General features: G+C 50.8%; 20 protein-coding genes. 5 read left to right on the top strand and 15 right to left on the bottom strand.

Annotated elements, in window-relative coordinates; all coding sequences use genetic code 11:
* Positions 1-59 precede the first annotated feature (59 nt).
* Positions 60-1,406 carry an NADP-specific glutamate dehydrogenase gene (gene gdhA, locus N7E73_RS01725; protein WP_432737079.1) on the bottom strand — a complete coding sequence of 449 codons (1,347 nt, stop codon included), beginning with the start codon at positions 1,404-1,406 and terminating at the stop codon, positions 60-62.
* Positions 1,407-2,024: 618 nt separating this feature from the next.
* Here gdhA and N7E73_RS01730 point away from each other — a divergent pair.
* Both N7E73_RS01730 and N7E73_RS01735 read left to right on the top strand, forming a co-directional pair.
* Complete coding sequence (locus tag N7E73_RS01730; RefSeq protein WP_432737080.1) at positions 2,025-2,186, top strand: symporter small accessory protein; 162 nt, start codon at positions 2,025-2,027, stop codon at positions 2,184-2,186.
* Positions 2,186-3,784 carry a sodium:solute symporter family protein gene (locus tag N7E73_RS01735; protein ID WP_432737082.1) on the top strand — a complete coding sequence of 533 codons (1,599 nt, stop codon included), beginning with the start codon at positions 2,186-2,188 and terminating at the stop codon, positions 3,782-3,784. Before N7E73_RS01730 ends, N7E73_RS01735 begins: the two co-directional genes overlap by 1 nt.
* 246 nt (positions 3,785-4,030) lie before the next feature.
* Here N7E73_RS01735 and N7E73_RS01740 read toward each other — a convergent pair whose 3' ends face one another.
* Both N7E73_RS01740 and N7E73_RS01745 read right to left on the bottom strand, forming a co-directional pair.
* A complete protein-coding gene (locus N7E73_RS01740) occupies positions 4,031-4,594 on the bottom strand; it encodes a type I restriction enzyme HsdR N-terminal domain-containing protein (protein ID WP_432737084.1) in 564 nt (187 codons plus the stop codon).
* Between the two features lie 173 nt (positions 4,595-4,767).
* On the bottom strand, positions 4,768-6,249 hold the full coding sequence (locus tag N7E73_RS01745) for an MFS transporter (RefSeq protein WP_432737086.1): 1,482 nt from the start codon (positions 6,247-6,249) through the stop codon (positions 4,768-4,770).
* A gap of 384 nt (positions 6,250-6,633) precedes the next feature.
* Here N7E73_RS01745 and N7E73_RS01750 point away from each other — a divergent pair, with 384 nt between their 5' ends.
* Both N7E73_RS01750 and feoB read left to right on the top strand, forming a co-directional pair.
* On the top strand, positions 6,634-6,870 hold the full coding sequence (locus tag N7E73_RS01750) for a FeoA family protein (protein WP_432737088.1): 237 nt from the start codon (positions 6,634-6,636) through the stop codon (positions 6,868-6,870).
* A 1-nt stretch (position 6,871) separates the two neighbouring features.
* Positions 6,872-9,025: a ferrous iron transport protein B gene (feoB, locus tag N7E73_RS01755; protein ID WP_432737090.1), complete on the top strand. Its 2,154-nt coding sequence runs from the start codon at positions 6,872-6,874 to the stop codon at positions 9,023-9,025.
* A 95-nt stretch (positions 9,026-9,120) separates the two neighbouring features.
* Here feoB and N7E73_RS01760 read toward each other — a convergent pair whose 3' ends face one another.
* Both N7E73_RS01760 and N7E73_RS01765 read right to left on the bottom strand, forming a co-directional pair.
* A complete protein-coding gene (locus N7E73_RS01760; protein ID WP_432737093.1) occupies positions 9,121-10,302 on the bottom strand; it encodes an ATP-binding response regulator in 1,182 nt (393 codons plus the stop codon).
* Positions 10,295-13,636 carry a response regulator gene (locus tag N7E73_RS01765; protein WP_432737095.1) on the bottom strand — a complete coding sequence of 1,114 codons (3,342 nt, stop codon included), beginning with the start codon at positions 13,634-13,636 and terminating at the stop codon, positions 10,295-10,297. The genes N7E73_RS01760 and N7E73_RS01765 overlap by 8 nt, the downstream gene beginning before the upstream one ends.
* A 198-nt stretch (positions 13,637-13,834) precedes the next feature.
* On the opposite strand from N7E73_RS01765, the gene N7E73_RS01770 reads away from it, so the two are divergent.
* On the top strand, positions 13,835-14,857 hold the full coding sequence (locus tag N7E73_RS01770) for an HD domain-containing phosphohydrolase (RefSeq protein ID WP_432737097.1): 1,023 nt from the start codon (positions 13,835-13,837) through the stop codon (positions 14,855-14,857).
* Positions 14,858-14,926: 69 nt separating this feature from the next.
* On the opposite strand, the gene N7E73_RS01775 is transcribed toward N7E73_RS01770, so the two are convergent.
* Genes N7E73_RS01775 through N7E73_RS01820 form a run of 10 tightly spaced genes read right to left on the bottom strand, consistent with a single transcriptional unit; the run spans position 14,927 to position 25,020 of the window.
* A complete protein-coding gene (locus N7E73_RS01775; protein WP_432737099.1) occupies positions 14,927-16,348 on the bottom strand; it encodes an NADH-quinone oxidoreductase subunit N in 1,422 nt (473 codons plus the stop codon).
* An 18-nt stretch (positions 16,349-16,366) separates the two neighbouring features.
* On the bottom strand, positions 16,367-17,902 hold the full coding sequence (locus N7E73_RS01780) for a complex I subunit 4 family protein (RefSeq protein ID WP_432737100.1): 1,536 nt from the start codon (positions 17,900-17,902) through the stop codon (positions 16,367-16,369).
* Positions 17,903-17,917: 15 nt separating this feature from the next.
* A complete protein-coding gene (locus tag N7E73_RS01785) occupies positions 17,918-19,690 on the bottom strand; it encodes a Na(+)/H(+) antiporter subunit D (RefSeq protein ID WP_432737102.1) in 1,773 nt (590 codons plus the stop codon).
* The gene (locus tag N7E73_RS01790) at positions 19,680-19,940 is read right to left on the bottom strand and encodes a hypothetical protein (RefSeq protein ID WP_432737103.1); all 261 of its coding nucleotides are present in this window, start codon (positions 19,938-19,940) and stop codon (positions 19,680-19,682) included. Before N7E73_RS01790 ends, N7E73_RS01785 begins: the two co-directional genes overlap by 11 nt.
* A gap of 11 nt (positions 19,941-19,951) precedes the next feature.
* Positions 19,952-21,445, bottom strand: coding sequence for a monovalent cation/H+ antiporter subunit D family protein (locus tag N7E73_RS01795; RefSeq protein WP_432737104.1), 1,494 nt, complete (start codon positions 21,443-21,445; stop codon positions 19,952-19,954).
* A 4-nt stretch (positions 21,446-21,449) separates the two neighbouring features.
* The gene (nuoK, locus tag N7E73_RS01800) at positions 21,450-21,758 is read right to left on the bottom strand and encodes an NADH-quinone oxidoreductase subunit NuoK (RefSeq protein ID WP_432737105.1); all 309 of its coding nucleotides are present in this window, start codon (positions 21,756-21,758) and stop codon (positions 21,450-21,452) included.
* The gene (locus N7E73_RS01805) at positions 21,755-22,273 is read right to left on the bottom strand and encodes an NADH-quinone oxidoreductase subunit J family protein (protein ID WP_432737106.1); all 519 of its coding nucleotides are present in this window, start codon (positions 22,271-22,273) and stop codon (positions 21,755-21,757) included. The genes nuoK and N7E73_RS01805 overlap by 4 nt, the downstream gene beginning before the upstream one ends.
* Positions 22,270-22,872, bottom strand: a complete 603-nt coding sequence (locus tag N7E73_RS01810; protein ID WP_432737108.1) for a 4Fe-4S binding protein — start codon at positions 22,870-22,872, stop codon at positions 22,270-22,272. The genes N7E73_RS01805 and N7E73_RS01810 overlap by 4 nt, the downstream gene beginning before the upstream one ends.
* A 14-nt stretch (positions 22,873-22,886) precedes the next feature.
* Complete coding sequence (nuoH, locus tag N7E73_RS01815; RefSeq protein WP_432737110.1) at positions 22,887-23,855, bottom strand: NADH-quinone oxidoreductase subunit NuoH; 969 nt, start codon at positions 23,853-23,855, stop codon at positions 22,887-22,889.
* Between the two features lie 13 nt (positions 23,856-23,868).
* Positions 23,869-25,020, bottom strand: coding sequence for an NADH-quinone oxidoreductase subunit D (locus N7E73_RS01820; protein ID WP_432737112.1), 1,152 nt, complete (start codon positions 25,018-25,020; stop codon positions 23,869-23,871).
* Between the last annotated feature and the right edge of the window lie 29 nt (positions 25,021-25,049).

Below are 25,049 nucleotides of genomic sequence, written 5' to 3' on the forward strand. Positions count from 1 at the left end.
ATCGCAGTCCGCCCTTTGGTCAGTATCTGTTTAAGGCTAAAGTATAAAATTATACGGCTTTATACAATACCCTGATCAATCATTGCCTGCGCAACCTTAACAAAACCGGCGATGTTGGCACCGTTGACATAGTTAAAGGGCGTTCCATAATTTTCCGCTGTTTCACGGCAGGCCTTATGGATGTTGTGCATGATGACCTTCAGCCTGTTGTCGACCTCCTCGCGGGACCAGTTAAGGCGCATGCTGTTCTGACTCATTTCCAAGCCGGAAACGGATACTCCGCCTGCGTTGGCAGCCTTGCCGGGACCGTAAAGGAGTCCGCTGTCGAGGAATATGTCTATGCCTTCAGGCATGGTCGGCATATTCGCGCCCTCGGAAACAACCTTGACGCCATTCGCAACAAGGTTGGAGGCATCCTTGCCGTTGATCTCGTTCTGGGTCGCGGAGGGGAATGCGCAATCAGCCTTATGGTTCCAGAGCGGATTGTGATCGGCATCCGGGTCCACAGGGGTGTATACGGCCTCGGAAAACTTGTCGGCATACTCCTTGACCCTGCCGCGACGCACGTTCTTGAGCTGCATGAGGAAATTCAGCTTCTCGCGGTCAATACCCTTTTCATCGAAGATGTATCCTGATGAATCGGAGAAAGTCAGCGGGGTTGAGCCGAGTTCAATCAGTTTCTCCATGGTATACTGGGCCACATTACCTGAACCGGAAACAAGGGCAGTGGTACCCACAAGGGTCTTGCCTCTGGCGTTAAGCATCTCAGCAGCAAAATAAACGGAACCGTAACCGGTTGCTTCAGGGCGGATAAGGCTTCCTCCCCAGTTAAGTCCCTTTCCAGTCAGGACTCCGGTAAATTCATTGCGGATTTTCTTGTACATGCCGAACAGGTAGCCGATCTCACGGGCTCCGACGCCGATATCCCCGGCGGGAACATCGGTATCCGGGCCGATATGCCGGGACAGTTCAAGCATGAAGCTCTGGCAGAAGCGCATAACTTCCATGTCGGACTTGCCCTTGGGGTCAAAGTCTGACCCGCCCTTGCCGCCACCCATGGGCAGGGAGGTCAGGGAGTTCTTAAAAACCTGCTCAAAAGCCAGAAACTTCAGAATACCAAGGTTCACTGATGGGTGGAAACGCAGTCCCCCCTTATAAGGACCGATGGCACTGTTCATTTCCACACGGAATCCGCGGTTGACGTGAACATCCCCGTCATCGTCAGCCCATGGAACACGAAACATGATCACTCTTTCCGGCTCGACAATGCGCTCCATGATACCAGCACTGCGGTATTCAGGGTTGCGGTCAAGCACCGGCTTGATCGATTCAACGACCTCGCTCACAGCCTGATGAAATTCACGCTCATTCGGGTCCCTGTTTTTGACCAGTTCCAAAATATCCATCCACAGCCTCCTGATCGGCCTTAAGCAGTTGAAAAAGGATTTATCATCCAGCCATAAATTTTTATTTCTTTATTCCACCTCCAACAGACTAAGTCCACACATCTTTTTAATTTTTTGCGAGCGCACACATTTAGAAAAATATTTTATCAAATATGTAAGAATTGTTTCCGAAAACAATTTCCTAAAATTCAGAAATAATGAAATTTCGTTCCAAAAAACGGCCATTTCAACATTTCGCATAGACCATAACTACCGATTATACCGATTTTACTTCATTTTAACTCGCTCCGCATAAGCCCTGTGTTAGTTCACATTTTGGCCCATTCTGGGATCACGAAAAAGTTGACAGTAAGTAAATACTCCTTTAGAAGATTGTTCATGAACACGCTAACAGCTTACTTTTTCTTTTTTAACTTTTTTAGCTTTACCAGCCCTGTGGTCTGGAGGTGTTCACTCGCGTAAGCGAAGCTTGAAAGAGTTTACCCCAGGCCGCAGGCACCAAAGCCCGCGGCCTTTTTTATTGCCCGGACTTTCCAACAGCGCCTGCCAACTGAGAATTCTCCTTCATTTATTCTTTGTAAGACTTTTTTTACAATTTTAACAAACTGGAGGCTTCAAATGATGTTAGGACTCGGGAGCGTGGAAATTGCCGCAGTGTACTGGCTGTGCATCCTCGCATCACTCGGCTGTGTGGCTTATGGCATCCTGAACTGGAACAACAAGGGCAAACCGGATGCTACGGCTTTGAATATAGAGATCAAGGGCAAAGGTGAAAAATAATGGTCACCAAGATTATCATAACATCTATCTACCTTGCAGTAATATTCTATCTCGGCTTCAAAGGCTGGAAATCCACCAAGCAATCCACCGACTACATGCTTGCCGGACGTCAGATGAACCCATTTATCATGGCCATGTCCTACGGAGCGACATTTGTCTCCACTTCCGCCATCATCGGCTTCGGCGGTGCAGCCGGACTCTTCGGCTTTCCCCTGCTCTGGCTCACCCTTGCCACAATTGTGGTCGGCATATTCATCGCAATGGTCTTTTTCGGTAAACGCACCCGCCGCATGGGTCTTGCCCTTGGAAGCCATACCTTCCCCGAACTTCTCGGACGTCGCTATAACTCCCGTTTCATTCAGGGCTTTGCTGGCGGAGTAATCTTCCTGTTCATTCCCGTATATGCTGCGGCTGTTCTCATCGGGATTTCCCGCATGATGGAAATTTCCTTCGGGATTCCCTACGCAACCGCTCTGATTGTAATCAGCGTTATCCTTGCCATGTACGTTGTCACCGGCGGTATGAAGGCCGTAATGTACACCGACGCCTTCCAGGGACTCATCATGGCGGTTATGATGCTCATCCTCATTGTCTCCACCTACGCCATGCTCGGCGGCGTGACCGAAGCGCATCAGGCTCTTACCGACATGGTCACCCTCATGCCCGAAAAGCTCCAGAAGGGCGGCATAATAGGCTGGACACAAGGCACCAGATTCGGAACACCGCTCTGGCTGGTAATTTATACCACCATAGTCTACGGCGTAGGTATCGGAGTTCTGGCCCAGCCCCAGCTGGCAGTACGCTTCATGACCGTACCTTCCGACCGTGAACTCAACCGCGCCGTGCTCTACGGCGGTATCTTCATCCCGCTGATGACCGGCGTAGCCTTCATTACCGGTGCGCTCTCCAACGCAGTCTTCTACAAGGCTGTCGGGAAGATCTCCATTGCAGTTGCCGGTGGAAACATGGACAAGATTATTCCCATGTACATAGAACAGATGATGCCTTCGTGGTTCTCTTCCCTGTTCCTGCTGGCCATGCTTGCTGCCGGTATGTCCACCCTGTCCTCCCAGTATCATGTAGGCGGAACAGCTCTCGGACGCGATTTCTTCGAACGTTTTGTCAACGTATCCAGCGAGAAGTCAGTTAAAATAACCAAGATCGGCATATCCATAACCCTGGTCGCCGCCATTATCTGGGCCTGGGTGCTCCCGCCCTCCATCATTGCCCGCGCAACCGCATTCTTCTTCGGGCTTTGCGCTGCGTCCTTCCTGCCCATCTACCTGCTGGGCCTGTACTGGAAAGGAATGACCAAAAAGGCAGCAAAAGTATCCATGATCGGCGGATTCAGCGCATCCATGTTCTGGCTGCTCTTCGTGCATGAAAAAGAAGCCGCAGCCATCGGGCTCTGCAAAATGCTCACCGGACAGGACACCCTTGTCTCCACCGCCGCCAAAGGATCATGGGTCTGGCTGCTGCAGTGGGTTGACCCCAACGTGGTCGCCCTGCCCATCTCCCTGGCTCTGGCTATCGGGGTGGCGCTCATCACTCCCAAGCTGGACAAGGAACATTTGAAGCTTTGCTGGGCTAATATTTAGACCGAGTTGCTGGCCTTAGGCGGCACCTCTGACCTTACAGCAGGGGACTTAAACCCTTTTGCAAAAGTGTTTAAAAATCCCAAAACCATTTATTAATGTTTCTTCACGTCACCAGAAATTGTCATTAAGCAAACACAGTTCCAATGACAATTTCTGGTGAAAAATTTTGGCAACGCAAATCTACATAAAATAAAAAGGGCTGGATCTAACAACCGACCCAGCCCTTTCTCATTCTGCAAAATGTAACTACTTCTTCGGCGGCAGCGAACAGGATTCGCTGCAACATGTGCCCTGAAGAAATCCCGTATAGGTATAGAAAATCCGCTCTATCTTGGCCCTTTTTTCAGCGGGCAGTGGGGTACGAACATAATCTGAAGTCATCCTGAGCAGATCTTCATGGCTTGGAATCGCCCGCATGCCGTGGGCAAGGGTTTCGCCGGAAATGGCATCCAGCAGGAAAGCATCAATGGAATCGGATATGACAACATAGGGAACCGGACCGCCCTGAAAGAGCTTACCGGCACATACGGCCTCCCGCTCGTAGCTGCCTACATCCCCGGCACAGAACATGACCATCATTATGGGCATGGAATCCTTGTCATACACAACCAGGTCGATTGTGCGGCACATTTCCTCGCCTTCGATTTCAAAACAGAGATCAACCTTGGCCTTGAGAGATTCACGAGGATACCCCAGCTCTTCCACAAGGAGCTTTGCAAGGGCCTGCCGAAACTCTTCGTAAGTGGTCTCGTCTATCACTTCGCCGCTCAGGTAATCCCGCAAAGTTCCACCAAGACTTACTTCATGCATTTTTATGCCTCCGACTGTCCTCCGCGATCAATCCAGACCGACTAAAAGGGACCGTCATTTATTTAATGATTATTTCAATTAAATATATAGACATGTCAGGCCATTGTGCAAGGGCGGAAACCGGAAAAGGATCATGGTCATCAGAAATGGAAAGAATATCCTTCCGCAGAAGGTTACAGTTCCTCCAGATTAACCCCGCTGGTTTCAATCCTGAAAACCCAGGTGACAACCGCCCCCAACAGGGAGCATCCCACAAGAAATGTCAGAATGACGCCCGTGCCGAAATCCTTCAGCAGCACAGGAAAAAAGAATGCAGTGGCAACCGCGCCGATCTTGGCAAATGAAGCTGCGAAGCCCGCTCCCTTGCCGCGAATATGAGTTGGAAAGACCTCCCCTGCAAGCAGATATGAGATGGCATTGGGCCCCATGTTGGTCATAAAACTGAAGATCATGAATCCGCTGAAAAGCAGGGTCAGGGACATCTGCGATGAAGCATCCGCATTCATGGACATGGAAGCCAGAAAAAGCCCTACCGCGCAACCGATGAAGCCGACAACCTGAAGCTTGATACGTCCTACCTTGTCGGCAAGCAGTACAGCCGCGACAATCCCCACGAAGAGCAGAACATCGATGAACGCCGCACCCTTGGCAGCCAGCATGTCGTTGTGGATAAGGTCCGCAACATTGCGCGGATGAATTGCCTCAGCGCCGATCACGGTCCCCAGAATGGTAGGCGTGAAAATCCCTATTCCGTATGTTCCAAGGTCCTGTAGAAACCACGGAACCGAAGCAAGAATTGTCGCACGGATATTACGCCCCCGGAACAGGTCCATATAGGTCCCTTTGCCATTTCCATCAGCCCCGTCTGAGGAGACTGAAACAGGTGGAGCAATCCTTATAACCTTCGGATAATGAGGCTCCCGGTGCAGAAGCCTGAAAAGGGCCTCCTCCGCTTCCCTTATCCTGCCTTTTGAAGCCAGCCAGTGGCTGCTGTCCGGAATATAGAAACGGCCGAGCACCACCAGAATTGCCGGAATGATTGCGGCTCCGTACATGTAGCGCCAGGCCTTGAGGTCAGGAGCCTTGTAAAGGATTATATAGCCTATGGCCGTTCCCACAAGCGCGCCGAGCGCCTGAAAAGCGAAGGCGCTCAGAACCAGCTTGCCCCGGTCGGTGCTGGGAATAGATTCCGAAATCACCATGTGTGCTGTAGGATAATCACAGCCGAGTGCCAGCCCCATGCCGAATAGAAAAGTGACCAGCATTATATAGTTCGGGCTGAAAACAAGAGATACGAGGCAGGCCACAAACAGCACCATTTCCACTATGAACATTTTCTTTCTGCCATAATGGTCTGCAAGGCCCCCCAACGCTGTAGCGCCGATTAGTATTCCAAAAAGAGTTGCGGCACTTATGGTTCCCTTCTCCATCGCCCCCAGCCCGAATTCACGGACTATCAACGGCAGGGCTACACCGGTCATAAAAACGACCATACCTTCAAAAAACTTTCCAGCAGAAGCAAGTAACCATATCCTCCACTGCATGGAAGTCATAGGGCAGAATGGAACATTGGTTCCGTCAGCCCAGAACGGAGTCTCGTCTATATAATCCTGAACAGATCTCGCAACACCCTGACCGGGCTCATCAGCAGCCATAATCTCCCCCTATGGTAGTGTAAAACCGCAATTATTCATTAGCATTTTTTGCTGAGTCTTGTCTCGAATAGCAGTTGTATTTTTGGTGTCATTTGATCCGGGAACCGATAGGACGTGCCCTAAATTGAAGTTGAAAATAATTTTCAACATTTCTATTGACTCTCGAAAGAAGCTCAGCTAGAAGCACACTTGATTCTGATTTTCAATTTCCCAAGAAAGACGCAAAAGGAAATCAATCAGAAACGACGCATGGCTTACATTCATGCACCCATAGTAACCCTTACACAAAATCTGAAATTGCTCAGAGGCTGTGTACAAATTTATATTAACAGAATTGCTCAATTAAACTGCCAACTCTGCTATTTAAGCGCAACGGAGATGAAAATGACTACCAACATCAATCTTTCTGAAATTCGTGAAGGACATGATTATTGTGTACTCGGATTTGAACTCGAATCATCCGAATATGCCAGAAAACTTCACAAAATGGGTTTTGTAGAAGGAACACCGGTGAAACTTGCCCCGGTTAAAATTTCCGACCCCATGATCTTCCAGATTCGTGGAAGCAGGGTTGCACTAAGAAAGACTGAAGCCATGCAGATCAAGGTTAAGGAGTTCTAAGATGCATAAAGTAGAGAAAATTGCGATTGCCGGTATTCCCAACTGCGGCAAGACCACCCTTTTCAATGCCCTGACTGGTGCACGGCAGAAAGTGGGCAACTGGCCCGGTGTAACTGTCGAAAAGATTGAAGGTAAATTTTCACTTGGCGGGAGCACAGTCGAACTGGTGGATCTGCCTGGCACCTACAACCTGAGTCCAGACACCGAGGACCAGAAGGTTGCTGAGCATGTAATTCGCCAGGGCGAATACGACATGATAATAAACGTAGTTGACGCCACCAACCTTTCTCGCAACCTGTTCCTGACCATGGACCTCAAGGAGCGCACCAATCAGATTGTTGTCCTGCTCAACATGCTTGATGTTGCTGAAAAGGAAGGACTCGACATCAATGCGGACAAGCTCAGTGCAGAGCTGGGTCTTCCGGTAATTCCGGTCATTGCTGTTGACAAACATTCAGTGAGCAAAGCTGTAGAGGCCATTTCGAAACAGGCTCAGAATATGCCGCCGCATGAAAGCCATCCTACCCGTCAGGAAGTGATGGATACAGTTCAGAAGTACTCTTTCATCGACAACATCCTTTACAGCGTTCTCAAGGAACGCAAGGACCGCAGCCAGAACTTCACCAACCGTGTGGATAGCATTGTCATGAACAAATTCGCTGCTATCCCCATCTTCCTCGTATCGATGTTCCTTACCTTCTGGTTTGCCATCGGCCTCGGGTCGGTTTTCATTGACTTCTTCGACATCATGGCCGGACTGTTCTTTATCGACATCCCTGCTGAGCTGCTCGCAAAAATAAATGCCCCGGACTGGATTTCCGTAACTGTGGGCGGCATCGGGGCAGGGGTTCAGACAGTAGCCACCTTCATCCCGGTAGTATTCTTTATGTTCCTGGCCCTGGCCATACTTGAAGACTTCGGCTACATGGCCCGAGTTGGTGTCGTCGCCGACCGTTTCATGCGCAAGATAGGCCTGCCCGGCTCCGCATTCATTCCCATGGTTGTGGGCTTCGGCTGCACTGTGCCTGCAGTAATGGCCGCCCGTACCCTGACAACCAAACGGGACCGCTTCATGACCATCTTCATGGCACCGTTCATGTCCTGCGGGGCAAGGCTTCCTGTTTACGCACTTTTCTGTGTAGCCCTGTTCGGTGCATATTCCGGCCTTGCAGTATTCCTTATCTACCTTTCCGGTCTTGCCATGGCTGTTTTCACCGGCTTTCTGCTCAAAAACACTCTGTTCAAAGGGACACCTTCACACTTTGTCATGGACTTGCCCCTTTATCATGTACCCAGAATCAGTGCAGTATTTAAAAGCGCATGGCTGCGTCTTAACGGATTCATAAAACGCGCAGGAACAATCGTTGTAACCGCAGTATTCGTACTCTCCATGCTCAACTCAGTCGGCATAGACAACGGCAGGGTAAGCTTCGGCAATGAAGACTCCCAGAACTCTGTTCTTGCCATTGCGGGCAAATCCATCTCCCCGGTATTCAAGCCCATGGGCATCAAGGAAGAAAACTGGCCTGCATCCGTAGCCCTGTTTACCGGTCTTTTCGCCAAGGAAGCCATTGTAGGAACCGTTAACTCTCTCTACGCATCCTTGGATCAGCAGGAAGATCCCTCCACTGACACCCCCGTAACGGAAGCAGTAAACGCTGAAGATCCGACATCCGAAGAATCTGCCCTCGACATTGGCGGAACCATCACCGAAGCATTCGGCACCATCGGCGAAGGTCTTGTCGGAGTAGTCAGTTCCTTCGATCTGCTCGGCATCGGCCTGATTGGAGAGGACAGCGCCACCATATCCGAAGAAATCGGTGCTGACACATCCGTGTACAAACACCTTGCCGCCAACTTCACCGTGTTCTCGGCCTTCGCCTACCTGCTCTTCGTGCTCATGTACTTCCCCTGCCTTGCAGTAATCGGCGCAACCCGACAGGAAATGGGCGGATTCTACTCCGCAGTCATGGCCATGTACTGCACAGCTCTTGGCTGGTCCGTAGCAACCCTGTTCTACCAGATCGCCGAAGGCAGGAACCCGTTCTACATGGCAATCGCGATAGCAATCCTAGGCGCGATCTATGCGACTCTGAAGTATCTCGGAACGAAAGAATCGGAAAAACTTGGCGGGTTGCAGCCCTTGAACCTGTAACCGAGTAACAGCCACATACAATTGTAAATAAAAAAGTGAGGGGAAGGAATTCAGTCCTTCCTCTCACTTTCATTTCAACCTCTTGAGCTAACAATCTAGCAGATATTTTGCGGGATGGAACACGGAATGGTGAAACAGACTGCAGTGCCCTTCCCATCCTCGCTGTCTATCCAGATAGACCCGCCCATAAGTTGCACCAACAACTTCGAGATAGAAAGACCAAGCCCTGCGCCGCTGTAAACTTTGGTCATATAGTCTTCCCCAATTGAAAACGGTTCCAGAACATCCCGCTGCTTATCAAGAGGAATACCGATACCTGTATCTTTAACGCAGAAACAGATTGCCAGGTCCCATGGAGACCCAGAACTCTTGTCCAGCTCTTTCCACAACCTGACTGAGACATCAATTGAACCCTGTTTCGTAAAACGAATAGCGTTGTTCAGTAAATTCATAAGAACCTGCCGGATATGACCAATATCGGCATTAAGACGCTCTGGCATTCTGGTATCAAATGAGCAGTTAAGATCAAGACTCTTATTCTTGACCTGTTCTCTATATACAGAGAGAACATCTTCAACACTTCTCCTCACCGAAAAATCGTTATGGCAGAGTACAATCCTTCCGGCATCGATACTGGATAATCTTAAAAGATCATTAACAAGATTGAGCATTCGCGCAGACGATGACAGGACATCATTAAGAAACTCATGCTGCTCCCGATTGGTCTCTGTAAGAAGCAGAAGCTGGGTTATTCCCATTATTCCATTTAGCGGTGTACGGAGCTCATGGCTTATATTGGCAAGGAATATACTTTTAGCCCGGTTAGCTGCTTCCGCTTCATCTTTTGCCTTTTCCAGTTCAACAGTGCGTTCGCTGACCAGATTATCAAGCAGCCTTGTCTGATTATAGAGGGATAGATGTGTTTTTACCCTTGCAAGTACAATTGAAGGGTTGAACGGCTTCGTTATGTAATCCACCGCCCCTGCGCTGAGGCCTTTCTCCTCATCTTCAAGGTCATTCATAGCGGTGACAAATATGACCGGAATGTTCCGTGTCGCATTTTCTTTTTTCAGCATGGTACACACCTGATATCCGTCCATATCCGGCATCATTATGTCCAGCAGAATAAGATCAGGGGCATTATCGGATGATGCGAGTCTAACGGCATCCAATCCATTCAAAGCCACGGTTACCCGGTACTCCGGTGCCAGCAACTCTGTTAAAATATGCAGATTATCAGGGGAGTCGTCGACAATCAGGATTCTTGCTTCATCCATGGCCGTTATCCTTCCCGTTGAGTTCGACAATAAGACGTTCCACTATTTCCCTTCCCTTGGCAAAATCAAAACGATCAAGCATCGACCGCAGTTCAACTGATAACATTGAATTAAATGATGACAGACTTCCTTCAATTTTTCTGAACTCTTCTCGCGCCATAACATCGTGCTGCTCAAGCAACTCGACAATCAGTTCCAACTGCCCGCGCAGTTCAACAATCATCGCAGGATCAAACGGTTCACTCCTCCCCTCATCTGAGCCGTCTGACTCATCTTCTGCAACTGGCGGAAATGCATTTAAAATCCCCTCTGCAACAATCTTCCAGTCAGCTTCAAGGGAATCCAGCCTGGCCAGACTTTCGGAGCTTTCATTTCGCAACATCAATTCAAGTTCCTGCATTCCCACATGAAGAGCGTCTGCCCCGATATTGCCGCAGACCCCCTTCAAGGTATGAGCAACCTGAACAGCAGATACATAATCCTCTTCAGCGATGGACGTTCTCATTTTATCAAAATCCAAATCACAGCTGAGGGCAAAATTTATAAGCAGCTTTTCATATAAAGCACAGTTGCCCCGAACCCGCGCCAATCCGGCACGGGCATTTAGACCGACCAATTTCTGATATGAATCAGGAAGCTGGCTTAAATCCGTAGGACAATCCTTGCAGCTGACTTTGTCAGGCAGCCATTTTGAAAGGACTTCCATCAACTGGTCCGGATCTATTGGCTTAGTAATGTGATCATTCATACCGGCCAGCAGACTTTTCTCCTTATCGCCGACAAGAGCATGCGCAGTCATGGCTATGATAGGAATATCAGCAAGTTTCTCATCAGAACGCATGATTTTAGTGGTTTGCAAACCGTCCATCATAGGCATCTGAATATCCATCAGAATTGCATCGAAATTGCTCGTCCTGACAAGCTCCAATGCTTCCTGCCCGTTGTTGGCTATTGTCACCTCTATATGAGCACTTTCAAGAATTTCCCTGGCTACCTGCTGGTTGATCTCATTATCCTCAGCCAGCAGCACCTTCGCTCCGGCAACGTTTAGGGGAACTCCTTTGCGCTTCTTATCAAATCCGATGTTCCTTACACTTAGATTTCCATGAGCAAAGACTTCCATTATTGTATCGAACAGTATCGACCTGTTAAAAGGCTTCAAGAGGAAACCGTCCAGCTCATCTTTTTCTGCTCGCGATCTGATTTCGTTACGCCCGTACGCAGTAAGCATGATAACCTTGGGAATATTTTCAAGGGCGCTGTTTCTTTTAATTTTCCTGAGCAGAGTAATGCCGTCTATATCCGGCATTCGCCAATCCGTAATGACAAGCCGGAAAGGATCAGAACTGTCATTGTCCTGAAGAAGTTCCAATGCCTGCGCACCATGAGCAGCAGTATGAACATCAAAGGAAAATGATTTTAGAACCTTAGCCGTAATCTCCCTGAACATTCTGCTGTCATCAACAACAAGCACCCGCATACCTCTCATGCAATCAGGGTACATATAGTGATTGCTGTACTGAATAGACTGAAGCTTGAAAGGAATTGCGAAACTGAAAGTACTTCCCTTCCCGGGTTCACTTTCAACAGTCATCTCACCTCCCATCAACTCAACCAGACTCTTACTTATGGCAAGACCTAACCCTGTACCACCGAACTGTCTGGAAATGGAGCCATCGGCCTGAGAAAAAGGCTGAAACAGCTTGGACAGATGCTCACGACTGATGCCAATCCCGGTATCCTGAACAAAAAATTGGATTACCACTGATTCAGGCTTTTCCTCTATAAGTTCGGCTGTAAGGACTACCTCACCGCTCTTGGTAAATTTTATAGCATTACCGACGAGATTGATAATTATCTGTCCCAACCTGAGGCGGTCTCCGATCAGGAGATTCGGAACATTACTCTTGACCATCAGGAGCAGTTCTATCCCGCTCTGTTCAGCCTGATAGCCGAATAGATTCAAAACATCATTGAACACATCGTCCAACTGAAAATCAGCCATCTCCAACTCAAATCGATCAGCTTCGATCTTTGAAAAATCCAGAATATCATTGATTATACCCAGTAATGCCTTTGCAGAGGCTTCAACCTTGGTAAGGTAGTCTCTGAGTTTCGGAGTCATTTCGATTTTCAAGGCCAGATAAGTAAGGCCGATGATGGCATTCATGGGAGTTCTGATCTCATGACTCATCCTGGCAAGGAACTCGCTTTTTGCAATATTGGCGGCCTCAGCATCCTTTTTGGCGAGCTCAAGCTTCTGTTGCCCGTAATTACGGACGGATACAAACTTGGCACGAGTCAACGCACCGAAAAGAATAAGTAAAATAACACCACAGTATGCCAGAGAATACCTGAAAACGGTCTTCTTCAGGATAAAATCAATAGTCTCAGTGGTTGTCAGGCAGACAATTTTCCATTTGCGGAAATCGCCATCTGTATCTTTTACAACTACTTCAGGAGAAACAACAATTGTTGAATATGTGTATATTCCGTCAGGACTTGCGAACTGTCCTATTGGAGACGAAGATATTTTTTTCCATTCTTCAGGATTATAGTTTGCAAAACTATGCTCTTTTTGCTCTGGAAACATAAAAGCCCATTCAAACTTCCTATCAGGTGATACTAGCCAGTATCCTTTTGAATTCAGCAGCATGGAATTCATAAAATATTTATTATTGATATATCCGCTCTTTGCCACTGTATCAACAATCTGCCCACCTAAATAATTCAAAACGATAACACCGATACGCTCTCCTGACTTATCATAAATACCTTTCGAGATCCTTATCATCGGCTTATGCGGAACCTCTATTTTGCCATTTTCGATATTAAGGTCGAAATCAGATACATATACACCGCTGGGCTCCAAATCTAACGTTTCCCTGAAGTAATACCTGTCGCCCTTGTATTGAAGTTCGTCAGGAGGAACAACTACGGCCTTACCGTCAACATAATTGACACGAACCAACTCCATTCCGTCATTGCCAAGAATTCTGATCTGGTCGTAAACCTTTCTGGTTTCGCATAATGCGGAGAATTCATATTCAACATCAATGCGGTCCGCAGGCGCCCGTGACGCCAGAAACTTGTGCACCTCCAAATAACTGCAAGCTATTTGAATATCATAAAAAATATTCCTTAAATCCAGACTGACCTTTTGAGAAAGCAGTCTGTTGTTCATTCGTGAATTGATTTTGATCACATTAATTATGGACTCAGTTTCCTGCTGAAACATGGCATAAAATCCGAATGCCGAAAGAAATGTAAGCATTACAGTGGTTACTATAAAACTTCGCATACTTATTCCAGACCAGTTTCTAATTTTATCCATGAATTCTCCTCAAAGCAGTTGAGCCTTTTGCAAAGTGCGTTTATTATCTATACCATAACGATATGAATAATTACAACACCTTATTTTTTTCAATCATTGCTAGATAACAGACCTTGGAAAAACACTTTATCTAGAGCAGCAATAAACGAGACAATAAAAACGACGTTCTTGGCGGGACATCACAAACTCGGAGTGATAATGGAAAACACAAAACCGACTGTGCTGGTAGTGGATGACACAATTACCAACATAGAAATACTGCTTGAGATTCTCAAAGAGGATTACCGAGTAAAAGCGGCTCTGAACGGAGAGGAAGCCCTTAAAATAGTGAATTCGGCAGATCCTCCTGATATTGTCCTGCTGGATGTGATGATGCCCGGAATGGATGGGTTTGAAACATGTCGACAAATGAAGTCCAAACGGGCAACAGGCAATATTCCAGTCATATTTGTTACTACCAGAGATACAGAGAATGACCAGAGATCAGGGTTCCAGCTTGGAGCAGTCGATTACATAACCAAGCCATTCGCTCCTGCGGTTGTGCTGGCCAGAGTGAAGACACATCTCGCTCTTCACCAACAGAACAGACTGCTTGAAGAAATGGTGCGGAAACGCACACGGGAACTCTACTCCACCCGGCTGGAAATAATACGCAGGCTGGGAGTTGCTGCAGAGTACAAGGATAACGAAACCGGGCTTCACATAATAAGGATGAGCAAATACTGCCGTGTAATAGCATTAAACATCGGCCTGCCTGACAGCGACGTAGAATTACTCCTTAATGCGGCTCCGATGCATGATGTCGGTAAAATCGGAATTCCTGACCACATACTATGCAAACCAGGCAAGCTCACCCCGGATGAAAGAAAAATCATGCAGACACACACTACAATCGGGGCCAAGATAATAGGACACCACGAAAATGAACTCATGCAATTGGCCAGAAATGTAGCCCTGACTCATCACGAGAAATGGGACGGGTCTGGTTATCCTTACGGACTTTCAGGTGATGAAATCCCTATTGAGGGCCGCATTGCAGCCATTGCGGACGTGTTTGATGCACTTACATCAGAACGCCCATATAAAGAAGAATGGCCTGTTCAGAAGGCACTGGACTTAATCTCCGATGAATCTGGTAAACATTTTGAACCCAGACTGGTCGAGACCCTATTCAACTCTCTGGATGAAATACTCGCTATCAAGATAAAGCACTCCAGCTGATGAATTGAAATGCCCCTCCGCCTTATGGCAGAGGGGCATTTCAATTCATCTGATCAACGACCAGTCAGCCTACGGCACAATCTCCCCGACTTTTAAAGCAAAGTCGAAAACACCGGCGGGCATCATTCCAAGTCCGAGTACCAGAACGGACAGCAGTGCCGCACCCGCAAAACTGAACATGGAAGTGTCCGGCAGCGGAAGGTCCTCGGCTGCGTCCTTGGTATAGGCATGGCGAACCATTCCCAGATAGTAGTAGATGGAAATGGCAGTGTTGATGCCGGCGATGATGATCAGCCAGTTATAGCCGTGGTTCCAGCCTGAAGAGAACAGGAACAGCTTGCCCATGAATCCGGCCATGGGCGGCAGCCCGACGAGAGCAAAGGAACCTACTGCCAGAGCGAACGCCAGTGCCGGGGCACGCTTGTGCAGCCCGTTAAGGTCATCAAGCTGCAGGTTGCGTCCGTCCACGGAAACACGGCTTACCACCCAGAAGCAGGTCAGGTTCATGGCAACATAAGCAAGGGCGTAGAACGATGCGGCAGCAAGTCCTTCGGCAGTGCCGGAAACAAGACCGATCATGATATACCCGGCATGGGCCACCGAAGAGTAACCGAGGATTCGCTTAACATCCCTCTGGACCAGTGCGACGAGGTTGCCGAAGGTCATGGACAACGCACCGAGCACGGCAATCACCGTAGTGATGTCGTATCCGGGCTTGAACATGGCGGCAAGGCGGATCAGGACAACCACTGCTCCGAGCTTGGGCAAAGTCGCAACGAAGGCGGCAGTTTCATTGCTTGCGCCCTCGTAAACATCCGGGCACCAGAAATGGAACGGGAAGAGAGCCAGCTTGTAGAACATGCCACCGAGGAAGAGCGCCATGCCGGTAACTGCCATGGGAGCAGCCTCGAAAGTCCATGACCTCTGCACCAGTTCGGCAAGATAGGTAGTATGCATCCCGGCCAATATGTAGGAGAATCCGTACAGGGCAAGGGCCGTGGAAACAGCGCCGAACATGATGTACTTGATGGCCGCTTCCGCTGCTCCCCTGTCCTTGGCCCGCAAAGCGATTATCGCGTAAAGGGCGTAAGAGGAAAGTTCAAGCGCAAGGTACATGGTAATCAGCTCTACCGACGAGGCCAGCATCATCAAACCCCAGGAGCAGATGGCCAGGAAGAGAAAATAGTCGGACCTTTTCTCTTCGTCCAGTGTCGGCTGGCGCGTGGCGTTAACCACGGTAACGCAGAAGCCGACAGCAACGGCTGCCTTGAAGAACTGGGACAGTCCGTCAACCTTGTAGGCCCCCTTGAAGACCAGCCCTTCCTGTCCAAGAGAAAGCAGCGCCACAACAACACCGACAGCCGAAGCAATCGGGAGCCAGACACCGACTTTGTCACGCATCCGCTCACTGCCCACAGCCTGAACGAACAGCAGGGCAATGATCGCGAACGTGAACAGTTCCGGCATGAATAAATGCGGTTGTAAATTCATATCATTATCTCCTGCTGCTTACTTGATTATTCCCTTCAGGGAATTCAAAGCCAGTTCCATGGGCTTTTCATTTTCAATAGCCGCAACCTTCGCCCCTTCCTTCACATCCTTCTCAAGCTTGAGAAGTGAGGCGTCCATGACCCTGAAGCACAGCCCCGGAGCCAGACCTATGTAGAGGACGAAGATCGCCGGGACAGCCAGATAGGTCCATTCGCGCAGATTGAGATCAGGCCATTCCTTCCATGACGTGGGACGGCCCCAGGCCAGCTTGAGGGAGATGCGCAGCATGTACGCGGCGGCAACCATGGCACCGGGCACCATCAGTGCACCAACCCACGGATTCTGTTCAAACGCACCTACGAAGACGAGAATTTCGCCCACAAAGCTATTCGTACCGGGAAACCCGAAAGATGACAGCGCGAACAGTCCCCAGAAGAACATGTACGCTGGCATGTATTTGCCGAGTCCGAGGTTGTCGGTGATCTCACGACTGTGACTGCGCTCGTAGACGGCACCTATCATCATGAACAGCCCGCCGGTGGTGATGCCGTGGTTGAGCATCTGGAAGAGCGCACCCTCAAGCCCGCGCAGGTTGAAGAGGAAAATACCCAGTGTGACAAAGCCCATGTGGCCTACCGATGAGTAGGCGATGACTTTCTTGATGTCGTTCTGTCCAAGCGCAACAACCCCGCCGTAAATGATGCCCGCTATGGAAATAACGATCATGGCCGGGGCAAAGTAGTCGCTTGCCGCCGGGGTCAGCGGCAGGTTGAAACGCAGGAAACCGTAGGTTCCCATCTTGAGCAGAACCGATGCCAGAATTACCGATCCGGCAGTAGGAGCCTGCACGTGTGCAGCAGGCAACCATGTGTGGAACGGAAACATGGGAACTTTGATGGCAAAGGCAAAAGCCAGAGCAAGAAAGGCCCAGAACTGGAAGCCGAAGGTAAAATTATGCTCCATGAGTTCCGGGATGGCAAAAGTTCCGCCCACAACCCTGAAGGCTACGATGGCAACCAGCAGCAGAGCCGACCCTGCAAGGGTATAGAGGAAGAACTTGAGCGATGCATAACGCTTCTCAGGTCCGCCCCATACCGCGATGAGCAGGTACATGGGAACCAGCATGGCTTCCCAGAACACGTAAAAGAGAACCAGATCAAGGGAGGTGAAGACTCCGACACAGGCTGCGGTCATGAACAGCAGACAGAAGTGGAATTCTTTCACCCTTTTTTGAATGTAAGTCCATGAACAGAGTACGCACAGCGGCAGCACGGCAATGGTCAAAACCACCATGAGGAAGCTGATACCGTCGGTACCCAGATAATATTCGACACCCCACTTTGCCACCCAGTCGGCCCTTTCCACAAACTGGAAGGCCGCGGATTCCAGATTGAATCCGGCAAAGAGAGGAAACGAGAGCGCGAGTTCTATGACTGACGCGACCAAGGTGTAAATCCTGATTGTGTTGTCGCCTTTCATGAAGAAAAGGCCAAAGGCTGCCAACAGCGGGAAAAACACAAGGACGGTCAGAACAGGATAAGCTACTTCTTGCATTGCATTCTCTCCAGTTTATCCAAAGTACCAGACAAGTCCGTAAACACAGAGAGCGATGATAACGGCCAGACCGAGGTAGTCCTGCAGGCGACCTGTCTGAACCTTCGCCCCTGTCCTGCCGATATTACGCACTGTGTATGCAGTTCCGTCCACAACAGTGTCGATTCCCTTACGGTCGAACCACGATGAACCGGCGGCGAAATCCATAAGGGCGCGCAGCCCGATCACCCGGTACACAGTTGTCCAGATCGAATCCGCCCAGGCGATGGGACGGCAGACCACCAACAGCCCCGTATTACCGATAAAGCGGTAGAGCTTGTCGAAATCAAGGTTACGTCCGTGGTGCGGTACGATGACCTTGCGCATGAACCAGAACCCCGCCCCGGTGAATGCCAGCAGCATGGAAGCCTGCAGCAGATGCCACGCGGTATAGGGCTGGTACTCAACTTCAAACGGCAGCAGTCTGTAAAGCATCTGCGGATAAACGCCCTGCGCGAAACAGAGGGCCGCAGCGATGCTCATGGCCACGTACATGTTCTTGGGGATGGGGTTGAGCTTAATGTCGGTTTTTGCCGGCTTGTTCCAGAACGCGAAGTACGGAAGCTTGATACCGACTGAGAGGAACGTACCCACTGCGGCGATTTCAAGACCGATAGCCAGCAGGGTGTGGTGCGATTCAGCAGCCCCGGTAATGGTCATGGTCTTGGAGATGAACCCGTTAAAGAACGGCATACCGGAGATGGATACCGCCCCGACCATGTACAGAAGCATCACTATGGGCATTCTGCCGACCAGCCCGCCGAGGCGGTCGAGGTCTGCTGTTCCCACAGCGTAGAGAACGGTACCCACTCCCATGAAGAGCAGCCCTTTATAAAGGATGTGTGCATAAGCATGGGCGATTGCCCCGTTAAGGCACATGGCCGTACCGATACCGATACCGGCAACCATGTATCCGACCTGAGAAACGATGTGGTAGGACAGAATGCGCCGTGCGTTGTTCTCCATGGACGCGTAAAGCACTCCGTAGACCGCCATGATGGTTCCGGCCACGGCGAGAACGTAGACCCCGGAGAATCCGCGGGCCAGCACGTAGACTGCTGTTTTGGTAGTGAAGGCACACATGAACACCGCACCCGGAACCGTAGCTTCGGGGTAGGCATCAGGCAGCCATGCATGCAGCGGAACGACTGCGGCGTTGACGCAGAAACCGGTCAGAATAAGCCAGTCGTAGTAGTGTACAGCCTGCGGGTCCACGGGCAGGAAGGCGAATGTTCCTGTCGCGTGGTAGCGAAGCAGCAGACCGCCGAGCAGGAAAAGCCCGCCTAGCATGTGGAACAGGAAGTACCTGAAACCGGCTGCTGCGGAAGTCTTTGTACGATGCAGCCAGACCAGGAAGGTTGAAGCCACGGCCATCAGTTCCCAGAAGATGAACAGGGTCAGATAGTCCCCGGCGAATACGCAGCCGAACGATCCGGCAACGTACAGAGCCGCCGCCGCGTGATGGGCCTTGTCATCCACGTGCATGGCATAGATCATGCCGATAAGAGACTGAATGGCGAATACGTTGGCGAAGACCAGCGAAAGCTTGTCCACCCTGCCCAGCACAAGCACGTTGCCGAGATACGGGATTACCCCGAAGCTGCCCATGGTGGCGGTAAAAACCACCGTGATAGCTATCACCGGCGGAATAAGCAGGAAGTATTTCCACTGCTTTCCCCGGAAAAACGGCATAGCCAGCGCAAGGGCTATGAATGCCAGCGCGGGATGGAGAAAACCGTTAATTGACATCGTCTTCCTCCGGTCCTACGAGAAAAGGTTGGATGAGAATCTTCATCACAAAGACCATGGCAACGGACGCAACAAGAGCGAACAGAGCCCAGAATCCGGGGTAAACATCATAATGATACTCGGGATGATGGGGATGAATGAAGAAGTTGAGAGCCACCAGCACCGCAAGGAAGGCTGCGAACAGGATCTTCCAGAACTTCAGGTTCTCCGTGCGCTGGGTTTCGAACCATTTTCCAAGTTTTTCCTTCATGGCGGTTCTCCTTAGAATTTACCGAACACGTTGATGAAGTTCAGGAAAGTCTGGGGATATAGCCCCAGCCAGACCGAAATCAGGGCCGTGGTGCAGAGCGGTATGACCATACAGAGCGGAGCCTCTTTGTACTGCTCGATATTCGCACCTTCCGCCGGGGCCTTGAAGAACGCCCGGTAGACGATGGGACCGAAATATCCTGCGTTGAGCAGCGTACTGGCCAGCAGGGCTACCAACAGTCCCCACTGCCCGATGGATACAGCACCTTTGACCAGATACCATTTGGTGGCGAATCCGCAGACCGGAGGCACACCGATCATGGACAGGGAGGCGATGGCAAAGGCCCCGAAGGTCCACGGCATCCTGCGTCCCAGTCCGTCCATGAGGCTGATCTTTTTGAGGTGGGTTGCCACGTAGATGGAACCGGCACCGAAGAACAGGGTGATCTTTGAGAAAGCGTGGTGAGCGATGTGCATCAGCCCGCCCTGAACTGCGTCAGGGGTAAGCATGGCCACGCCGATAATGATGTAGGAAAGCTGGCTGACGGTTGAGTATGCAAGCCGGGCCTTGATGTCGTCCTTGGTCAGGGCGATGAGCGAGGCCACCACGATGGTGAAGGCCGCAAGGTAGGCCGTCGGCAGTCCCAGTCCCAGTTTGTCCATAAGATCAACCCCGAAACCGGAAAGGATCACACGGGAAACGGAGAACACCCCGGCCTTAACAACTGCCACAGCGTGCAGCAGCGCGGAAACCGGAGTAGGCGCAACCATTGCCGAAGGAAGCCAGTTGTGGAACGGCATAAGCGCGGCCTTTGCCAGGCCTGCAATGTAGAGCACGTAGGTTATGGTCACCAGAGTGGGGTCGGCATCGGCAGGGAAAATACCCTGTGCAACATCGCCGAGATGGAAATCCAGTGTTCCGCAGAGCACATAGGTCATGACCATAGCCGGAAGCAGGAACAGCTTGGAGGTACCCATCAGGTAGACCATGTATTTCCTTGCTCCGTTAAAGGCCTCGTCATCCTGATGATGCGCAACCAGCGGATAGGTGAACACGGAAATGATTTCATAGAAAAGGTAAAGAGTGAAAATGTTCGCCGAAAAGGCCACACCCACAGCACCGAAGATGGCTACCGCAAAGCAGAAATAATATCTGGTCTGGGCATGCTCGTTCAGAGTGCGCATGTAGCCGATGTTGTAACTGGTGGCGAAAACCCACAGGAACGAGGCAATGAGGGCGAAGACAAAGGCCAGCCCGTCAGCGGCGAAGGATACGTTCACACCCGGGAAAAGGGTGAACAGGGTATATTTGACGATGCGTCCTTCAAGCACATCCGGAATCATGGATGCGACCGAAATAAAGGTCAGTATCCCTGCCCAGATGGAGACAGCTTCGCGCCTGTTGATGCTCTCCCGGAAGAACCAGATGAAGAACGGGGCAACAAGAGTGATACCAAGCGGTATCAGGATGCGCGAACTGGTGATGATTTCTGTAGCTACTGTCATGAGATCACCCTTTCAGCCTTGATACGGCATCGGTTTCCACAGTCTTGAACCGCTTTGCCACAACGATGATGATTGCCAGCACAAGGGTCGCTTCAGCAGCGGCCAGTCCCATTACAAAAAGAGCGGCGATCTGTCCCACTGAGCTTCCGGCTTCGGTAAGCTGGGATGCGGCAACAATGGACAGTCCTGCTCCGTTAAGCATCAGTTCCACGGAAATGAGCATGCCGACCAGCGACTTGCGCCAGACAATCCCGTACAGGCCGATTGCCAGCAGCAGAAGCGCCACCAGCTGATACATCAGAAGAGGACTCATTGTACTTTCCTCCCTTTCTTTTCAAAGGCCAGCAATACGGCTCCGGCCATTGCTGCCAGCAGGACTACCGAGATAAGCTCAAAGGCCACCGGGTAATCCTCAAGAAGCCCCTTGCCGATCACAACCAGCGGGACCTCGACAGGCAGTTTGATTGACGCCGGCTGGAACTTGACCAGAATGAAACCGATCACAAAAACCGGGGCAATAAAGGTAAGGGCCGAAAGCGCTCCCTTGCCCGGTCTGCGGGATCCGGATTCCACCCCCTGACCATCAGCCTGTGTGAGCATGATGGCAAAGAAGATAAGCACACAGACCGCTCCCACGTAGATGAGGATCTGCATGAAGGCCATGAACGGTGCAGCCATGAGCATATACATTCCGGCCACGCCCAGCAGGGATGAGATCAGCCCCACCATGGCCCGGACCAGACTGTGCGCTCCCACGGCTATGCACCCGCCGCTGAGAATCAGCAGCGCGTAGACAGCAAAAGCGATTTTAGCGAGCAGTTCCATCATGAGTCTGTCCTTGTAGAATTTTCAGACGGTTCAACTTCAGCATTCTTCGGGGCCTCGGTTCTCTTTTCCGCCTTTGCCCCGGCCTGCCCTGCAAGTTTGGCAAGCAGGTCCATTTTAAGCTGTTTGCGGTCAGTAACCGTCAGGTATACGTCCGATGAATACCTGAGCGAATTTGCGGGACAGTTTTCAACACAGGACCCGCAGAGAGAACAAAGCGAGAAGTCATACAGAAACTTGGCCGGTTCCTTGGGAGCCGAAGGCTTCTTGACCTTTTCGCCCCGCTCTTCGGCCTCTTTTATGGCCTGCAGTTCAGCTTCGGAAAGCTTCGGTGCCTTGGACTTGACCACAGTTATGCATTTGCTGGGACATGCGGTCACACACATCATGCAGGATATGCATTTGGGCTTGGACGGGTCTTTGGGTTTGCCCACCAGTTCCAGCGGGCCCCGGTAACCGGCAAGCTGCTCTGCTGTAACCGTTTTTCGAGGATAATGCAGTGTGACCTGCTCATCCATGAAATTCCTGCCCGTGATTTTCAGTCCCACAATAAGGGACCAGAGCGAAGTCACGTTTTCCCATATCTTTTTGATTGCACTCATGTTTTACCGCCCTCCTACAGCTTCATCACAAAAGCGGTGACAAACAGGTTGAACAGGGCCAGGGGCATGAGCCACTTCCAGTTGATATTGAGAAGCTGGTCAAAACGCACGCGGGGGTAGGTCCAGCGCAGCCAGATCATGACTATGAGAAGCAGGTAGACCTTGAGCAGGAACCACCAGACTCCGTCAAAGAAAGGTCCCTGCCAGCCGCCCAGGAACAGGGCTGCGGCAACCGAACAGACCACGATCATATTGGCATACTCGGCAAGGAAGAAGAGACCGAAACCCATACCCGAATATTCGGTATGAAAACCCGCGGTTAGTTCACTTTCAGCTTCAGGAAGGTCGAAAGGCGCACGGTTGGTTTCACCAAGCGCACTTACAAAATAGATGATGAAAGCCAGCGGCTGGATAAATACGTTCCACTGCCAGGGCCAGCCGCCCTGCCCTTCCACAACCGTGCTCAGGTTCAGGCTGCCGGTCATGAAGGCGATTGCCAAAACGGACAGCAGCAGCGGGATTTCGTATGCAACGGACTGGGCCACCGCCCTTGCCGCTCCGAGAATCCCCCATTTGTTGTTTGAACCCCAGCCTGCCAGACAGAGGGCGAGGACATTAAGGCCGGAGAAGGCCAGAATGAGTAGCAGGCCGAGGTTCATTTCCATTCCGGTTGCTGTGGGACCGAAAGGAATGGGGAGGAAAAGAAGCAGCACCGGGAGGAAGGAGAGAACCGGTGCTGTCCAGAAAAGCAGCTTGTCTGCCCCGCTGGGGGTGAAAAGCTGTTTGCCTATCAATTTTACTGCATCGGCAAGGGGCTGGAGGATTCCGTGCGGGCCGACCTCATACGGACCGGGCCTGCGCTGGACGAATCCGGCGATCTTGCGCTCAAGATAGACCAGAACGAGTCCGTTCAGGCCCACGAAAGCAGCAATGGCCACCAGCGCTATGAGCAGTTTCACGAGTTCAACGGGAATTTGAGACATAAGGGGCTCCTTGCTACCTGTCGATTTCAGGGATTACCATGTCCAGGCTGCCAAGAATGGCGACCGCATCAGCCAGCATTGTGCCCCTTGCACATTCAGCGAACAGGGACAGGTTGGAAAAACCGGGTGCGCGCAGCTTAATCCTGTAAGGATTTTTTCCGCCATCGCTCACAATGTGGATACCGACCTTGCCGCGGGCTCCCTCGGTACTGAAATAGGCTTCACCTGCCGGGGCCTTCCATGTCGGTTTGGGAGCCTTCTTAATGATGTGTTCACCTTCCGGAATCTGGTCGAGGGCCTGTTCCACGATTTTCAGGCTCTGCTCGATCTCCGCCATGCGCACCATGTATCGGGCCATGGCATCAGCCTCATAATAGACCGGGACTTCCCAATCGAACCGGTCGTAAATGGAATACGGCTCGGACACACGGGTGTCATGTCTTACGCCGGCCCCCCTAATGATCGGACCGGTAGCCCCGTAGCGGTTGCACATATCCACGTCCATTTCCCCGACATCCTCAATCCGCTTGCGCAGGATTATGTTGTCGGTAACCAGCCCCTTGTACATGGGCAGGCGGTCACGCATCCTCTGAATGAAAACCCGGCATCTGTCCGCAAACTGGTCATCCAGATCATGAACCACCCCGCCGAAACGGAAGTTGCTGTAGGTCAGACGGGCCCCGGTTACATGCTGCATCATATCCATCAGGTATTCACGATCATCGAACGCGTACATGATGGGGGTAAAAGCACCGAGGTCCAGCAGATAGGCTCCCCACCAGAGCAGATGAGAAGAAATACGGTTGAGTTCTGTTGTGATAACCCGGATGTATTCCGCCCGTTCGGGAACCTCTATCCCGGCCAGCTTTTCCACTGCACCGACATAGGCATGGTTCCAGGCAAGGGGATGCAGGTAGTCCACCCGTCCCATATTGGGAATGAACTGGACCCAGGTTTTCACTTCGGCCATTTTTTCGTGCATACGGTGCAGATAACCCAGAACCGGCTCGGCCCTGACGATGTACTCGCCGTCCAGCTCAAGAATTACCCTCAGAACACCGTGTGTGGAAGGATGCTGAGGGCCCATGTTCAGGATCATGGTGTTTTCTTCAGCACCCTTTTCAAAATGGTTGGTATAAAAATCACCTTCAGGAAATGTGTTCATTTGTCTCGTCCTGTTGGTTTAATTTTGCG

This window comes from Maridesulfovibrio sp. FT414 (assembly GCF_050916235.1).
GTDB lineage: Bacteria > Desulfobacterota > Desulfovibrionia > Desulfovibrionales > Desulfovibrionaceae > Maridesulfovibrio.

Bases quoted from the DNA above. Each gene is read 5' to 3' on its own strand.
- N7E73_RS01735 (WP_432737082.1), top strand. From the start codon at position 2,186: ATGGTCACCAAGATTATCATAACATCTATCTACCTTGCAGTAATATTC.
- gdhA (WP_432737079.1), bottom strand. From the start codon at position 1,406: ATGGATATTTTGGAACTGGTCAAAAACAGGGACCCGAATGAGCGTGAA.
- N7E73_RS01805 (WP_432737106.1), bottom strand. From the start codon at position 22,273: ATGATGGAACTGCTCGCTAAAATCGCTTTTGCTGTCTACGCGCTGCTG.
- nuoK (WP_432737105.1), bottom strand. From the start codon at position 21,758: ATGAGTCCTCTTCTGATGTATCAGCTGGTGGCGCTTCTGCTGCTGGCA.
- N7E73_RS01795 (WP_432737104.1), bottom strand. From the start codon at position 21,445: ATGACAGTAGCTACAGAAATCATCACCAGTTCGCGCATCCTGATACCG.
- N7E73_RS01775 (WP_432737099.1), bottom strand. From the start codon at position 16,348: ATGAATTTACAACCGCATTTATTCATGCCGGAACTGTTCACGTTCGCG.
- N7E73_RS01745 (WP_432737086.1), bottom strand. From the start codon at position 6,249: ATGGCTGCTGATGAGCCCGGTCAGGGTGTTGCGAGATCTGTTCAGGAT.
- N7E73_RS01770 (WP_432737097.1), top strand. From the start codon at position 13,835: ATGGAAAACACAAAACCGACTGTGCTGGTAGTGGATGACACAATTACC.
- feoB (WP_432737090.1), top strand. From the start codon at position 6,872: ATGCATAAAGTAGAGAAAATTGCGATTGCCGGTATTCCCAACTGCGGC.
- N7E73_RS01780 (WP_432737100.1), bottom strand. From the start codon at position 17,902: ATGCAAGAAGTAGCTTATCCTGTTCTGACCGTCCTTGTGTTTTTCCCG.
- N7E73_RS01810 (WP_432737108.1), bottom strand. From the start codon at position 22,872: ATGAGTGCAATCAAAAAGATATGGGAAAACGTGACTTCGCTCTGGTCC.
- N7E73_RS01740 (WP_432737084.1), bottom strand. From the start codon at position 4,594: ATGCATGAAGTAAGTCTTGGTGGAACTTTGCGGGATTACCTGAGCGGC.
- N7E73_RS01790 (WP_432737103.1), bottom strand. From the start codon at position 19,940: ATGAAGGAAAAACTTGGAAAATGGTTCGAAACCCAGCGCACGGAGAAC.
- N7E73_RS01750 (WP_432737088.1), top strand. From the start codon at position 6,634: ATGACTACCAACATCAATCTTTCTGAAATTCGTGAAGGACATGATTAT.
- N7E73_RS01760 (WP_432737093.1), bottom strand. From the start codon at position 10,302: ATGGATGAAGCAAGAATCCTGATTGTCGACGACTCCCCTGATAATCTG.
- N7E73_RS01820 (WP_432737112.1), bottom strand. From the start codon at position 25,020: ATGAACACATTTCCTGAAGGTGATTTTTATACCAACCATTTTGAAAAG.
- nuoH (WP_432737110.1), bottom strand. From the start codon at position 23,855: ATGTCTCAAATTCCCGTTGAACTCGTGAAACTGCTCATAGCGCTGGTG.
- N7E73_RS01730 (WP_432737080.1), top strand. From the start codon at position 2,025: ATGATGTTAGGACTCGGGAGCGTGGAAATTGCCGCAGTGTACTGGCTG.
- N7E73_RS01785 (WP_432737102.1), bottom strand. From the start codon at position 19,690: ATGTCAATTAACGGTTTTCTCCATCCCGCGCTGGCATTCATAGCCCTT.
- N7E73_RS01765 (WP_432737095.1), bottom strand. From the start codon at position 13,636: ATGGATAAAATTAGAAACTGGTCTGGAATAAGTATGCGAAGTTTTATA.